Source organism: Edaphosphingomonas laterariae, assembly GCF_900188165.1.
GTDB lineage: Bacteria > Pseudomonadota > Alphaproteobacteria > Sphingomonadales > Sphingomonadaceae > Sphingomonas_E > Sphingomonas_E laterariae.
Window position 1 is genome coordinate 48,981 of record NZ_FZOS01000005.1, and the last position, 12,441, is coordinate 61,421.

The window sequence follows — 12,441 nt, forward strand, 5'->3', positions numbered from 1 at the left end:
ATCCGCCGCGCCTTCCCCCCACATGCAGGCTGGAAGGCCGGAGGTGAAATGAACGCAGAGCAACCGTTACGGGGGCGCCATCTGGTGACCGCCGATCGCGGGTTCGCCACCGGCGCGGGCGTGCTTGCGCGCGTGCTGGCACCGGGCTTCCGCCGGGTTCTCGATCATATCGATGCAGGGCTGGAACACGGCGCGATCGAGGCTGTCCTGCCCGATGGGACGCGCCGGTTGCTGGGCGGCCATGCCGACGGGCCGATCGCCATCGTCGAACTGCATAGCTGGCGGCCGCTGGTGCGGCTGATGACGTCGGGTTCGGTGGGCTGGTATCGCGGCTGGGCCGAACGCGAATGGAGCAGCCCCGATCCGGTGCCGCTGTTCGATCTGTTCATGCGCAACCGTGCCGCGCTGGGCGAGGCGGGGCGTGCCCGTGGGCTGAGCCGGTGGCTCAATTGGGTGAAGCATGCGCTGCGCCGCAACAGCCGTTCGGGCGCGCGCCGCAACATCGAATTCCATTATGATCTGGGCAATGATTTCTACGCGGCGTGGCTGGATGCCACCATGTCCTATTCCAGCGCGCGTTTTGCCGAGCCTATTTCGGACGTCGAGCCGCTGGAACTGGCGCAGGACCGCAAGATTCGCGGGCTGCTCGATCGGCTGGCGCTGAAGCCGGGCGATCGGTTGCTGGAAATCGGCTGCGGCTGGGGCGGTCTCGCCGAGGTCGCGGCGCGCGATTATGGCGTCCACGTCACCGGCATCACGCTGTCCGCCGAACAAAAGGCCTTTGCCGAAGCGCGCATGGCGAAAGCGGGGCTGTCCGACCGGGCCGATTTCCGCCTGACCGATTATCGCGACGTCGCCGATCGCTTCGACGCGGTCGCCAGCGTCGAGATGGTGGAGGCGGTGGGCGAGGCTTACTGGCCGGCTTATATGGAGGCGATCGCCCGCGTGCTGAAGCCGGGCGGGCGGGCCGCGATCCAGTTCATCGACATCGATGACGCAATCTTCGCCAATTATGCGACGAGCGCGGATTTCATCCAGACCTACATCTTCCCCGGTGGCATGCTGATTTCGGAAAGCCGGTTTCGCGCCGCTGCCGAGGGGGCGGGGCTGGCCTGGCAGAAGCTCGATCGCTTCGGCCTGCATTACGCGGAAACCCTGCGCCGCTGGCGATTGCGCTTCGACGCGGCGGTGGAAAAGGGCGCTCTGCCTGCGGGCTTCGACGAAGCGTTCGTGCGACTGTGGCGTTATTATCTGATGTACTGCGAAGGCGGTTTCCGGGGCGGCGGCATCGATGTCGCCCAGATCACCTTGGTGCGCGGCTGATCGGGCCGGCGATTTCTCGTTTCGGAACCGCAAGCGCTGCCATATGTTCGTTTCCCGGGTTTCCAGATGGGAGACGATGATGGCTGATACCCCGACCGACGAGTCCACCGCCAAGCCTGCCCGCACGACCAAACCGCGCAGCACCACGGCCGCGAAGCGCACCACCGCCAAGGCCGCGACCGCCAAGACCGCTGCTACCAAGGCGGCCACAGCCAAGGCCCCGGCGAAGCCGCGTGCTGCGGCCAAGCCGAAGGCCGCGCCCGCCACCGCCGCGAGCCGTGCGAAGGCGGCGATCGACAAGGCCGAGAAGGATGTGGCGGCGCTCGCGAAGACGGCGTCGGCCAAGGCCCGGCAGACGGCCAGTCAGGTCAAGACCAGGATGCCGCCGGCAACGCCGCGCAATGTGGCGATCGGCGCTGGCGCCGCGGTTGCGGTGGTCGGCGCGGCGCTGGCCGCGACGGTGGGTCGCAAGACCATCGCCAAGGCATCCGCCGATCTGGTGGAATCGGTCAAGAAGTCGATCGCGAAGTCGCGGGCGAAGGCCAGCAACAGCAATAGCAACAAGCCCTGACGAGTCCCGGGCCGGGACGATCATTAACCATGATCTGCTTGGGACATTTTGATTATCAAGGCGTTAAGCCTTGCACATGATCGAGGCGCAAACTGGATTCGCCCGTCCCTCCGCCGCCGTCGCGCGGCGGTTGCGGAACAGGCTGGGCCCGCAGGTCCGGGCGGGGCGCGGGCTGCTGGCCCGCGTCCCTCGGGATGATTTGCGGCTGTTCGGCCTGACCTTTGCGGCCGGCTTCCTGTTCTTTTCGGTGTTCCTGGCCTGAGGGGCGGGGGAGGGCGCCGGTCGCGGCGCCTTCCTACAGTCGCAGGCCCTTCAGTCGCAGGCCCCTTAATCGCAGGCCTTGTGGAGCTTCCAGGCGATCCAGGCGGACACCAGGCACATCGCGGCGACCAGCAGCAAGGTCTGCACCACGGTGACGCCCATCGACGTGAGCCCCATGATCGCCAGCGATCCGATCACCATCGCACCCGAATTGACGATATTGTTCGCCGCCACCGTGCGCGCCGTCTGGTCCTTGGGCACGGTGGTCGTCAGGAAGGCGTAGAGCGGCACTACGAACATGCCGCCGCTGACCGCGACCGCGAACAAGGCCGCGAACACCTCGATCGCGCCGGGGTGGGCGATGAAATCCTTGAAGCCGTAAAGCTGCCCGTCGGGCAGGCCCTGCCAGCCATTGGCGACATGGAACATGAACAGCACCGCCACGCCCATCGCGATCACCGAAACGGGCGCGAAGCGGGCGGAAACATGCGCGCCGAGCAGCCGGTTGATCGCCACCGATCCGATCGCGACGCCGACCGAGAAGATGGCAAGGAACAGGCTCGCCACGGTTTCATCGGCCGTGAACACGTTCTTCACCAGCGGCGGGAAGATCACGATCAGCACCGATCCGATCGCCCAGAAGAAGCTGATCGCGCAGATCGCCAGGAACAGGCGGGGGATGTGCATCGTCTGGGAGACGAGGTGCAGCGACGAACGGACGACATGGAAGTCGAGCGGCAGCTTTTCGCCCATGGCAGGCGCCGGCGGCACCTGCCGGCCGGATAGCCAGCCGAGCACTGCGACGCCCAGCACGGTTGCGGCGATGGCGATTTCGTTGCGGCTCATCAGCCCGGCGATGATCGTGCCGGCGAGGATCGCGATATAGGTGCCGGCTTCGACCAGCCCGGTACCGCCCAGCACCTCATCCTCGTCCAGATGCTGCGGCAGGATCGCATATTTGATCGGGCCGAAGAAGGTGGAGTGGATGCCCATCGCCAGCACCGCCGCCAGCATCAGCGGGATCGACGAAAGCAGCAAGCCCGACGCGCCGACCAGCATGATCAGGATTTCGGCGGTCTTCACCAGCCGGATGATCTTCGCCTTGTCGCGCGTGTCGGCAAGTTGGCCGGAAAGCGCGGAAAGCAGGAAGAAGGGCAGGATGAACAGCCCCGTCGCCAGCGCATTGAAGCCCGATTCGGCGCGCGGATCGGAATAGACCTCGTAGGTGACGAACAGCACCATCGCGGTCTTGAACAGGTTGTCGTTGAATGCCCCCAGGAACTGGGTGACGAACAGCGGCAGGAACCGCCTTTTGGCCAGAAGCCTTATCGATGCATGCATGCCGCGCTTGGTTCGCCTTGTTCTTATCGCCGGCGTGCATAACGCAAGGATATGACGGGTCCAAGCATTGTCGGCATCGGATTGTTCGATGCCGATCGCACTCCCCAAGCCGCAAAAAGCACGCTAAGACGGATGCGAAACCATGCTGACGCTGCCCAATATCCTCACGCTTTCGCGCATCTTGGCGGTGCCGATCCTGGTGTTTCTGCTCTGGAAACCGGGTTGGTACGATTATGCGCTCGCCTTCGTCCTCTATGTGCTGATGGGCGTGACCGACTATTTCGACGGCTATGTCGCCCGCGCGCGCGGCACCGTATCGAAGTTGGGCGTGTTCCTCGATCCGATCGCCGACAAGATCATGGTGGCCGCTGTCATCGTGATGCTGGTGTTCACCCGCGATATCGACGGTATCGCGGTGATCGCCGCGCTGGTGATCCTGCTGCGCGAGATCGCGGTATCGGGCCTGCGCGAATTTCTGGCGGACCTGCGCGTTTCCGTGCCGGTGAGCCAGCTTGCCAAGTGGAAGACGACCTTCCAGCTCGTCGCGCTGGGCGCGCTGATTCTGGGCGGGGCGGTGCCGCAATGGCCGTGGGTGCACGAAGTGGGGCTGTTCTGCCTGTGGGCGGCGGCCGCGCTGACCCTGATCACCGGCTGGGATTATCTGCGCGTCGGCCTGAAGCACATGGATTGATCCCGTGGCGATCGACATTCTCTATTTCGCCTGGGTGCGCGAAGCGATCGGCACGGATGCCGAAACGGTAACGCCGCCCGCCGAAGTGGGGACGATCGCCGATCTGGTGACCTGGCTGAGCGCGCGTTCGCCCGGCCATGCCGAAGCCTTTGCCCGGCCCGATCGGCTGCGCGCGGCGATCGACCAGGAATTCGTGGCGCTGGATGCGCCGGTGGCCGGCGCGCGCGAGATCGCGATCTTCCCGCCGGTGACCGGCGGATCGGGATGCGCGGGATGAGGGACATCCGCGTCCAGACCGGGCCGTTCGATCCGGGCACCGAGCTGGAGCGGCTGGAAGGCATGGGCGGCGGCGCGGTGGCGAGCTTCACCGGGCTGGTCCGCGGCGATGGCGGGCTGACCGACATGACGCTGGAGCATTATCCCGCGATGACGGCGCGGGCGATGGCGCGGATCGCCGACGAGGCGGAGGCGCGCTGGCCGCTGCTGGGGCTGACCCTGATCCACCGCCACGGCCCGTTGGTGCCCGGTGAGCGGATCGTGTTCGTCGGCACCGCATCGTCCCACCGCGCGGCGGCGCTGGAGGCGTGCCATTTCCTGATCGACTGGCTGAAGACGGCGGCGCCCTTCTGGAAGCGCGAGCGTTATGCCGATGGCCGCGAAATCTGGGTCGAGCCGCGCGCGGCCGACGATGCGGCGGCGTCGCGCTGGGGCAGGGAGGCGAAGGCATGAGCGGGAGCGTGGAAGCACCGCTGGAGGCGCTGATCGCCGCCACGGCGGCCGGCGACCGGCAGGCATTCGGCGAACTCTACCGCCGCACGTCGGCGAAACTCTATGGCGTGATCCTGCGTATCTTGCCCGAAGGAGGCAAAGCCGAGGATGTTCTGCAGGACGTCTATGTCCGCGTGTGGCACGCGGCGCAGGGCTATGATCTCGCCCGTGGCCGGCCCGTCACATGGCTGGCGGCGATCGCGCGCAACCGTGCGCTCGATGTCGTGCGGCAGGGCATGTCGGCCGGGCGGCGGCGCATCGTCGACGTGGATCCCGAAGAACTGGCCGGCATCGTCGACGAGCGCCCCGATGCGGACGAGGTGGCGGCGCTGCGCCAGTGCCTCGACGGGCTCAACCCCGAACATCGCGACTGCATTCTGCTGGCCTATATCGACGGCGCGTCGCGTGACGAGCTGGCCGAACGCTTCGATCGGCCGGTGGGCACGATCAAGTCGTGGCTCAGCCGTGGCCTGCTGGCGCTGAGGGGGTGCCTGGGCCGTGGATGAGGAACAACTGATCGTCGTCGCCGGCGAATATGTGCTCGGCACGCTCGACCCGGCCGAGCGCGAGGCGTTCGTGCGGCGGATGGCGGACGATCCGGCGGCCGCGCAGGCGGTGACCGAATGGCGTATGCGGCTGGGCCCGCTGGGCACGGCGGCCCGCGAAGTGCCACCGCCCGCGCATCTGTGGCCCGCGATCGAGGAACGCATCGGCCTGATCGAGCCGGTGGTGCCGGCCGAGATTCTTGCCGTCAACGACAACCGGGTTTCGCCCTGGTGGCGCAGCGGCGCGGTGGCGGCATCGCTGGCCGCGCTCGTGCTCGCCGGCGTGGCGTTCACACCGGGCCGGCACGCCGTGCCTGATGCCGCCCCACCGATCGCCGCCGCGTCCGCCGAGATGCCGACCTATGTTTCGGCGGTCACGCGCGAGGGGGCGGAGCCGGCGCTGCTGATCACGCTCGATCCCGAAACCGGCAAGGCGGTGGTGCGCGCGATCGGCCTTACCCCGCCGCAGAAGAAGAGCCTGGAACTCTGGTATATCGGCGGTGGCCGCGCGCCGAAATCCATGGGCCTTGTCGAAGGCGACATGGAAAAGGCGATGATGCTGGGCGATGCAATGCGCAATCGCGACAAGCTGGATGACAGCATGTTCGCGATCAGCGTCGAACCCGAAGGCGGTGCACCGGCGGGCAAGCCGACCGGCACGATCATGTATACGGGCAAGGTGCGGCAGGTTTCGGGCACCTGAGCCGCGTCCGCGGTCGCGCGGAACCGGCAATCCGGGCCAAGCCAATGCAGCCGGCCATTTTGTGACGCTGGCGCCGCATCGTGGGGGTGGCGGCAGGTTCCGCCCGGCATCCCGCAGGCTATGTCCTGCCCCAGCACAAGATGGATGGGATGCTTTCATGAAGAACATGAATCTGAAGCTGGAACGCGACTACGCCTTTGCGCCGGCCAAGGTGTGGGCCGTGCTGGGCGATTTCGGCAATATCGGCTGGGCCGCGCCGGGCGTTCAGGTCGACAAGATCGGCGATGGGCCGGGCATGATCCGGCGGATCCACATGCCGGGCATGGAGCCGATCGACGAAGTGCTCGAAGCGATCGACAACGACGCCCACCGCTTTAGCTACACCATCCCGCGCGGCCTGCCGATGCCGATCACCGATTATCGCGCGGTCGTCGAACTGTCGCCGATCGGCGACAATGGCTGCCGCGTGCACTGGAGCGCGGTTGGCGTCGCCACGGGCGATTTCACCGGCGATCAGGCGGCGGAAATCCTGGCCGGCGCCTATAACCAGATGCTCGATGCGCTGCAGGCCCATTTGAGCCAGGGCTGAACCGATACCCTGCTCCCCGCGCCGGAAGGGCGGGGAGCGATGCGGCCTTCCTCAGCGAACCTCGTCGAGGAAGGCGGCCACCTCGGCCAGATCGACATCCTTGGCGAGGAAGGTCTGGCCGATGCCGCGCGCGAGCAGGAAGGGCAGGCGACCGCCCGCCATCTTCTTGTCATGCATCATATGCGCGACGAGCGCGGCGCCCGGTGCATCGACGCCGGCCGCCTTCAGCGATGCGGGCAACCCGGCGGCGGTGAGATGCGCGGCGACGCGGGCCGCGTCCTCGGCCGGGCACAGGCCCTGCCGCGCCGAAAAGGCGAAGGCCAGCGCCATACCGGCGGCGACGCCTTCGCCGTGCAGCAGGCGATCGGAAAATCCGGTTTCGGCTTCGAGCGCATGGCCGAAGGTGTGGCCGAGATTGAGCAGCGCACGGCGGCCGCTCGTCTCGCGCTCATCATCGGCGACGATCGCGGCCTTGGCGGCGACGCTGCGTTCGATGGCATATTCCCGCGCGGCGGCATCGCCCGCCAGCAGCGCGGCGCCGTTCGCTTCGCACCAGCCGAAGAAGCCGGCATCGTCGATCAGGCCATATTTCACGACCTCGGCATAGCCGGCGCGCACCTCGCGGGCCGGCAGCGTGTCGAGCGTGGTCGGATCGATCAGCACATAAGCCGGCTGGTGGAAGCTGCCGATCAGGTTCTTGCCGGCGCGGCTGTTGATCGCCGTCTTGCCGCCGACCGACGAATCGACCTGCGACAGCAGCGTCGTCGGCACCTGCACGAAACCGCAGCCGCGCTTCAGGATCGAGGCGGCGAAGCCGGTAAGATCGCCGATCACGCCACCGCCCAGCGCGATAATGTTGTCGCTGCGTTCGATTTCGAGTTCGAGCAGGCGATCGGTGAGCGTTTCGAGATGGGCCCAGCTCTTGGTCGCCTCGCCCGCCGGCAGGACGATCGCGTCATGGCCGATGCCGGCGGCATCGAGGCTGGCGACGAGGCGGGGCAATTGCGCCGCCGCCACGCTGGCGTCGGTGACGATCGCGAAGCGGCCGCGCTTGGCGAAGGGGCGGAGCAGATCGCCCGCGCGGTCGAGCGTGCCCGCCGCGATGTCGATGGCGTAGCTGCGCTCGCCCAGGGCAACGTCGACCCGGCTCACAGGTTGAGGGCCCGCAATATGGCGTCGACCGTGGCGTCGTGCGGCAGCGGCTGGCTGCGGACGCGGATCGGCGCCAGCGCGTAGACCGGGTTGCGGATGGCGGCGAGTTCGCTCAGCGCCTCGTGCGGATCGCGGTCCTTGAGCAGCGGGCGGCCTTCGCGGCGGCCGACGCGATCGACCAGCACCTCGATATCGGCGTCGAGCCACACGGCGGTCGCCTTGTCGAGAATGAGCTGGCGGGTTTCATCCTGCATGAAGGCGCCGCCCCCCGTTGCCACCACCTTGGGTTCGCCGTCGATCAGCCGGGCGATCACGCGGCGTTCGCCGTCGCGGAAATGGCCTTCGCCGAATCGCGCGAAGATTTCGGGAATCGACAGCCCCGCCGCCACCTCGATTTCATGATCGGCGTCGACGAAGGGCAGGTGCAGGCGCGACGCCAGCCGGCGGCCGACGGTGGATTTGCCCGATCCCATCAGGCCGACAAGCACGATCGGCCGGCTCAGGACAGGATGGGAAGAATGGAGGGTATGCGGCATTGTGCGGGGGCTATACACAGGGCAACAGCATCGGGCAAAAGCCGTGTGGCGCCAATTGCGATGGCGCCGGCGGTTTCCGCATCAAAGGAAGATCATGTCGCGTTTCGGGCTCATCCTCATCGTCCTGCTGCTCCTGATCGTGGGGGGCATTGTATTCCTGTCGACGGTCGACACCGAAGTGCCGCCCGTGCGTGTGGAAAAGGCGATGCTGAATGAAGCTGACGCGCAATAAGCTGATCCTCGCCGCGCTGCTGGGCGGTGCGGCGCTGGGCCCGGCCCTGTGGCCGGCGATGGGGCAGGAAGCGCCCGAATCGCTGCTGCCGCCGGGCTTTGGCGATGCACCGCCGGCGGCACCGGCGCCGCAGCCTGCGCAACCCGCGCAGCCGGGACGGCCGGCTCCGGCGGTGCCCGTGCCTGCGCCGGGTGGCCCGGTCGATCTGTTGCCTGCGCCGCCGGTCGAGGCGGCGGGCGAACCGGTCGAGGAGGAAAAGAGCGCCGCCGAACTGGCCGCCGATGCAAAGGAAGCGGCCGAACTGGAGCTGCCGACCGCATCGCGCCGGCCGATCGAGGTGGTTGGCGTGCTCGACACGCATTGGGGCATGGCGCCCGATGCGTTCGGCAATATGAGCGGCGTGACGCTGAACGGGCTATTGCAGCGCACATCGGCGCCGATGCCGTCGCGCTGGGCGTCGATGCTGGTGCGCCGCGCGCTTTTGTCGCGCGTGCAGGCGCCGCGCGGCGTCGCCCCGCAGGACTGGGTGGCCGAACGCGCCTGGATGCTGCTGCGCATGGGCGAGGCGGATGGCGCGCGGATGCTGGTGCAGGCGGTCGACGTCGATCGCTTCACCCCGCGCCTGCTGTCGATCGCGGCGCAGACCGCGCTGGCGACCGCCGATCCGGCCGGGTTGTGCCCGCTGACGGCGCTGGCCGGCAACAGCCAGGAACCGATCTGGCCGATGGCGACCGCGATCTGCACGTCGATGGCGGGCGATGCGGCGATTTCGGGCGCGCTGATCGATCGCACGCGCGATCGCGGCCTTGCGCGCGGCATCGATACGCTGCTGGCCGAAAAGGTGATCGGCGCGGGCAGCAATGGCCGCCGCGCGATCACGATCGAATGGACGGGTGTCAGCAAGCTGACGAGCTGGCGTTTCGGCCTCGCATCGGCAACCAACGTGCCGATCCCCGATGAGTTGTTCGCCACTGTCGGCCCGCAGGCGCGGGCGTGGCAGGCCCGTGCGCCGTTGCTGGCGCCGGCAAGCCGGATCGGCCCGGCGCGTACGGCGGCGGCGCTCGGCGTCTTTTCCAGCGCAGCGCTGGTCGATCTCTATGGCGCGGTGGCCGAACTGACCGACGAGGCAGACATTGCCGACAGCGATGCCGGCCGCCTCCGCACGGCTTTTGTGGGCGAGGATGCGGCCGCTCGGATGACCGCGATCCGCGCCTTGTGGACCGGCGCCCAGCCGGGGCGCGACCGTTATGCTGCGCTGATCCTGACGGCGCGCGCGGCGGCGCGCGTCCAGCCGGGCCGGGATCAGGCCAGCGAGGCCGGCAAGCTGATTGCGTCGATGCTGTCGGCCGGGCTGGATTATCAGGCGGCGCGCTGGGCACCGGTGATCAACGCGCTCGACGATGACGATGCCGATGATGCCTGGGCGCTGCTGGCCGTGGGCGTGCCGCGTCCCGGCGTCGATATCGGCGCCGGCCGGGTCGAGGATTATGTCGGCCGCAAGGGCGAGGATGGCGCGCAGCGCGCACGCCTGCTCGTCGCGGCGCTGGCCGGGCTGGGGCGGTTGAACGCCGCCGATGCGCAGCGCCTGGGCGAACAGGCAGGCGTCAACCTGGCCCATCAGGATGCCTGGACCCGCGCGATCGACGCGGCGGCCCGGCGGGGCGAGGCGGGCACCGTCGCCTTGCTGGTGGCGACGGGCATGCAGACGCGTGACTGGCAGGGCGTTCCGGCGCAATATTTCAGCCATATGCTCAGCGCCTTGCGGGCGGTTGGCCTGGAAGGCGACGCACGGATGATCGCGGCGGAGGCGATGACGCGCGCGTGAGCATGGCCGATCCCCGCGATTCGGGCGAGGATGGCCGGGCAATCGCGCGCTTCCTGGAGATGCTGGCGGCCGAGGCCGGCGCCGCGCGCAACACGCTGGTCGCTTATGGCACCGATCTGCGCGGCGCATCGCTGCTGCTCGGCGGCCGGTTGGCCGAAGCGGGGGAGGCCGAACTGGGCCGGCTGGGCGCGGCGTGGAGCGATCTTGCGCCGACAACGGCCGCGCGCAAGGCGGCCGCATTGCGGCGCTTCTTCGCCTTTCTGGCCGATGAGGGCTTTCGCGCCGACGATCCGTCGCCGGCATTGCCGCGTCCGCAGACGGGCCGGCCGTTGCCCAAGACGCTCGATCGCGGCGATGTGGAGCGCCTGTTCGCGGAGCTCGAACGGCGGCAGGCGGCGGATCCGACACCGGCGAATCTGCGGCTCACCGCGTTGGTCGAACTGCTTTATGGATCGGGGCTGCGCGCGACCGAACTGGTATCGCTGCCGCGGCGTGCGCTTCGGCCGGACCAGCCCTTCCTGATCCTGAAGGGCAAGGGCGGGCGCGAGCGGATGGTGCCGATTTCCGATCGGGCCCGTGCGGCGGTGGCAGCCTATGCGCTGCTGGTGCCGGTCGACAGCCCGTGGCTTTTCCCTTCGGGGCGCAGCCATTTGTCGCGTATCCGCCTCTATCAGCTCCTGAAAGTTCTGGCCGCCGATGCCGGGGTTCCGCCCGATCGGATCAGCCCGCACGTCCTGCGCCATGCCTTTGCCACGCACCTTCTGGAAGGCGGGGCGGACCTGCGCGCATTGCAGCTGATGCTGGGCCACGCCGATATCGCGACCACCCAAATCTACACCCATGTCGACAGCCGCCGGCTGGTCGAGCTGGTCAACCAGCGACATCCGCTCGTTGACGCGCATCGCAACCGGGCTTAACCGCGGCGATATGGTGGCCTTTCTAGAATTCGAAAAACCGATCGCCGAGTTGCAGAACCGGATCGCGGACCTGCGCGAGACGGCGGAAACCGGCACCGTCGACATCACGGCCGAAGTCGCCAAGCTTGAGGCGAAATCGGACAAGATGTTGCGCGATACCTATGCGCGGCTGACGCCCTGGCAGAAAACCCAGGTTGCGCGGCATCCGGAACGGCCGCACTTCAAGGATTATATCGCCGGCTGCGTCGAGGATTTCGTGCCGCTGGCCGGCGACCGCGCCTTTGCCGACGATCTGGCGATCATCGGTGGTCTCGGCCGGATCGGCGGGCGGCGTGTGATGGTGATCGGCCATGAAAAGGGCGACGATACCGCCAGCCGGCTCCGCCACAATTTCGGCATGGCCAAGCCCGAAGGCTATCGCAAGGCGATCCGCCTGATGCAGGTGGCCGATCGCTTCGGCCTGCCGGTCGTCAGCCTGGTCGACACGTCGGGCGCCTTCCCCGGCATCCAGGCCGAGGAGCGCGGCCAGGCGGAAGCGATCGCGCGGTCGACCGAAGCGTGCCTCGAACTCGGCGTGCCGATGGTGGCCGCCGTGGTGGGTGAAGGCGGATCGGGCGGCGCGGTGGCGCTGGCGGCCGCCAATCGCGTGCTGATGTTCGAACATGCCGTCTATTCGGTGATCTCGCCCGAAGGGGCCGCCTCGATCCTGTGGCGCACGTCGGACCGGGCACCCGATGCCGCCGATGCGATGCGGATCACTGCTATCGACCTCCAGAAGCTGGGCGTCGTCGATCGTGTCGTGCCCGAACCCGTGGGCGGCGCGCATCGCGATCCGGTGGCGGCGATCGCGGCGCTCGCCTCGGCGATCGGCGATGAGCTCGATACGCTCACTGCCCAGTCGTCGGCCACACTTAAGGCCGCGCGGCGCGAGAAGTTCCTGGCGATCGGTTGACAGGCGTAACGGAACCGGGCGCAACTTGCCGGGTT

16 protein-coding genes are annotated in these 12,441 nt (G+C 68.1%); 13 read left to right on the top strand and 3 right to left on the bottom strand.

Going from position 1 to position 12,441, the window contains the following annotated elements; genetic code table 11:
- Positions 1-48: 48 nt before the first annotated feature.
- From CHB74_RS06315 to CHB74_RS06325, 3 genes are all read left to right on the top strand, one after another.
- A complete protein-coding gene (locus CHB74_RS06315; RefSeq protein ID WP_089218784.1) occupies positions 49-1,323 on the top strand; it encodes an SAM-dependent methyltransferase in 1,275 nt (424 codons plus the stop codon).
- Positions 1,324-1,402: 79 nt separating this feature from the next.
- Positions 1,403-1,894, top strand: a complete 492-nt coding sequence (locus CHB74_RS21930; RefSeq protein WP_179220738.1) for a hypothetical protein — start codon at positions 1,403-1,405, stop codon at positions 1,892-1,894.
- 76 nt (positions 1,895-1,970) lie between these two features.
- A complete protein-coding gene (locus CHB74_RS06325; protein WP_089218785.1) occupies positions 1,971-2,156 on the top strand; it encodes a hypothetical protein in 186 nt (61 codons plus the stop codon).
- Between the two features lie 65 nt (positions 2,157-2,221).
- Here the strand turns inward: CHB74_RS06325 and CHB74_RS06330 are convergent, their stop codons facing one another.
- Positions 2,222-3,496, bottom strand: coding sequence for an MFS transporter (locus CHB74_RS06330; protein ID WP_089218786.1), 1,275 nt, complete (start codon positions 3,494-3,496; stop codon positions 2,222-2,224).
- Positions 3,497-3,638: 142 nt separating this feature from the next.
- On the opposite strand from CHB74_RS06330, the gene pgsA reads away from it, so the two are divergent.
- From pgsA to CHB74_RS21935, 6 genes are all read left to right on the top strand, one after another.
- Positions 3,639-4,187 (top strand): CDP-diacylglycerol--glycerol-3-phosphate 3-phosphatidyltransferase, encoded by a 549-nt coding sequence (gene pgsA / locus CHB74_RS06335; protein WP_089218787.1) that lies wholly within the window; start codon positions 3,639-3,641, stop codon positions 4,185-4,187.
- Positions 4,188-4,191: 4 nt separating this feature from the next.
- Positions 4,192-4,464, top strand: coding sequence for a molybdopterin converting factor subunit 1 (gene moaD, locus CHB74_RS06340; protein WP_089218788.1), 273 nt, complete (start codon positions 4,192-4,194; stop codon positions 4,462-4,464).
- A complete protein-coding gene (locus CHB74_RS06345) occupies positions 4,461-4,916 on the top strand; it encodes a molybdenum cofactor biosynthesis protein MoaE (protein ID WP_089218932.1) in 456 nt (151 codons plus the stop codon). The genes moaD and CHB74_RS06345 overlap by 4 nt, the downstream gene beginning before the upstream one ends.
- A complete protein-coding gene (locus CHB74_RS06350) occupies positions 4,913-5,461 on the top strand; it encodes a sigma-70 family RNA polymerase sigma factor (RefSeq protein ID WP_089218789.1) in 549 nt (182 codons plus the stop codon). Before CHB74_RS06345 ends, CHB74_RS06350 begins: the two co-directional genes overlap by 4 nt.
- Complete coding sequence (locus CHB74_RS06355) at positions 5,454-6,203, top strand: anti-sigma factor (RefSeq protein ID WP_089218790.1); 750 nt, start codon at positions 5,454-5,456, stop codon at positions 6,201-6,203. The genes CHB74_RS06350 and CHB74_RS06355 overlap by 8 nt, the downstream gene beginning before the upstream one ends.
- A gap of 157 nt (positions 6,204-6,360) precedes the next feature.
- A complete protein-coding gene (locus CHB74_RS21935; protein ID WP_179220739.1) occupies positions 6,361-6,792 on the top strand; it encodes an SRPBCC family protein in 432 nt (143 codons plus the stop codon).
- Between the two features lie 51 nt (positions 6,793-6,843).
- Here CHB74_RS21935 and aroB read toward each other — a convergent pair whose 3' ends face one another.
- The gene (aroB, locus tag CHB74_RS06365) at positions 6,844-7,944 is read right to left on the bottom strand and encodes a 3-dehydroquinate synthase (RefSeq protein WP_089218792.1); all 1,101 of its coding nucleotides are present in this window, start codon (positions 7,942-7,944) and stop codon (positions 6,844-6,846) included.
- Positions 7,941-8,480 (bottom strand): shikimate kinase, encoded by a 540-nt coding sequence (locus CHB74_RS06370; protein WP_089218793.1) that lies wholly within the window; start codon positions 8,478-8,480, stop codon positions 7,941-7,943. Before CHB74_RS06370 ends, aroB begins: the two co-directional genes overlap by 4 nt.
- 94 nt (positions 8,481-8,574) lie before the next feature.
- Here CHB74_RS06370 and CHB74_RS21940 point away from each other — a divergent pair, with 94 nt between their 5' ends.
- From CHB74_RS21940 to CHB74_RS06385, 4 genes are read left to right on the top strand one after another with little or no spacing between them, the layout of a single operon-like run.
- On the top strand, positions 8,575-8,712 hold the full coding sequence (locus CHB74_RS21940; protein ID WP_179220740.1) for a hypothetical protein: 138 nt from the start codon (positions 8,575-8,577) through the stop codon (positions 8,710-8,712).
- Entirely contained in the window at positions 8,693-10,537 is a 1,845-nt protein-coding gene (locus CHB74_RS06375; protein ID WP_089218794.1) for a hypothetical protein, read from the top strand. The genes CHB74_RS21940 and CHB74_RS06375 overlap by 20 nt, the downstream gene beginning before the upstream one ends.
- Before the next feature lie 2 nt (positions 10,538-10,539).
- Positions 10,540-11,454, top strand: coding sequence for a tyrosine-type recombinase/integrase (locus CHB74_RS06380; RefSeq protein ID WP_089218795.1), 915 nt, complete (start codon positions 10,540-10,542; stop codon positions 11,452-11,454).
- A gap of 10 nt (positions 11,455-11,464) precedes the next feature.
- On the top strand, positions 11,465-12,406 hold the full coding sequence (locus CHB74_RS06385; protein WP_089218796.1) for an acetyl-CoA carboxylase carboxyltransferase subunit alpha: 942 nt from the start codon (positions 11,465-11,467) through the stop codon (positions 12,404-12,406).
- The last annotated feature ends 35 nt before the right edge of the window (positions 12,407-12,441 follow it).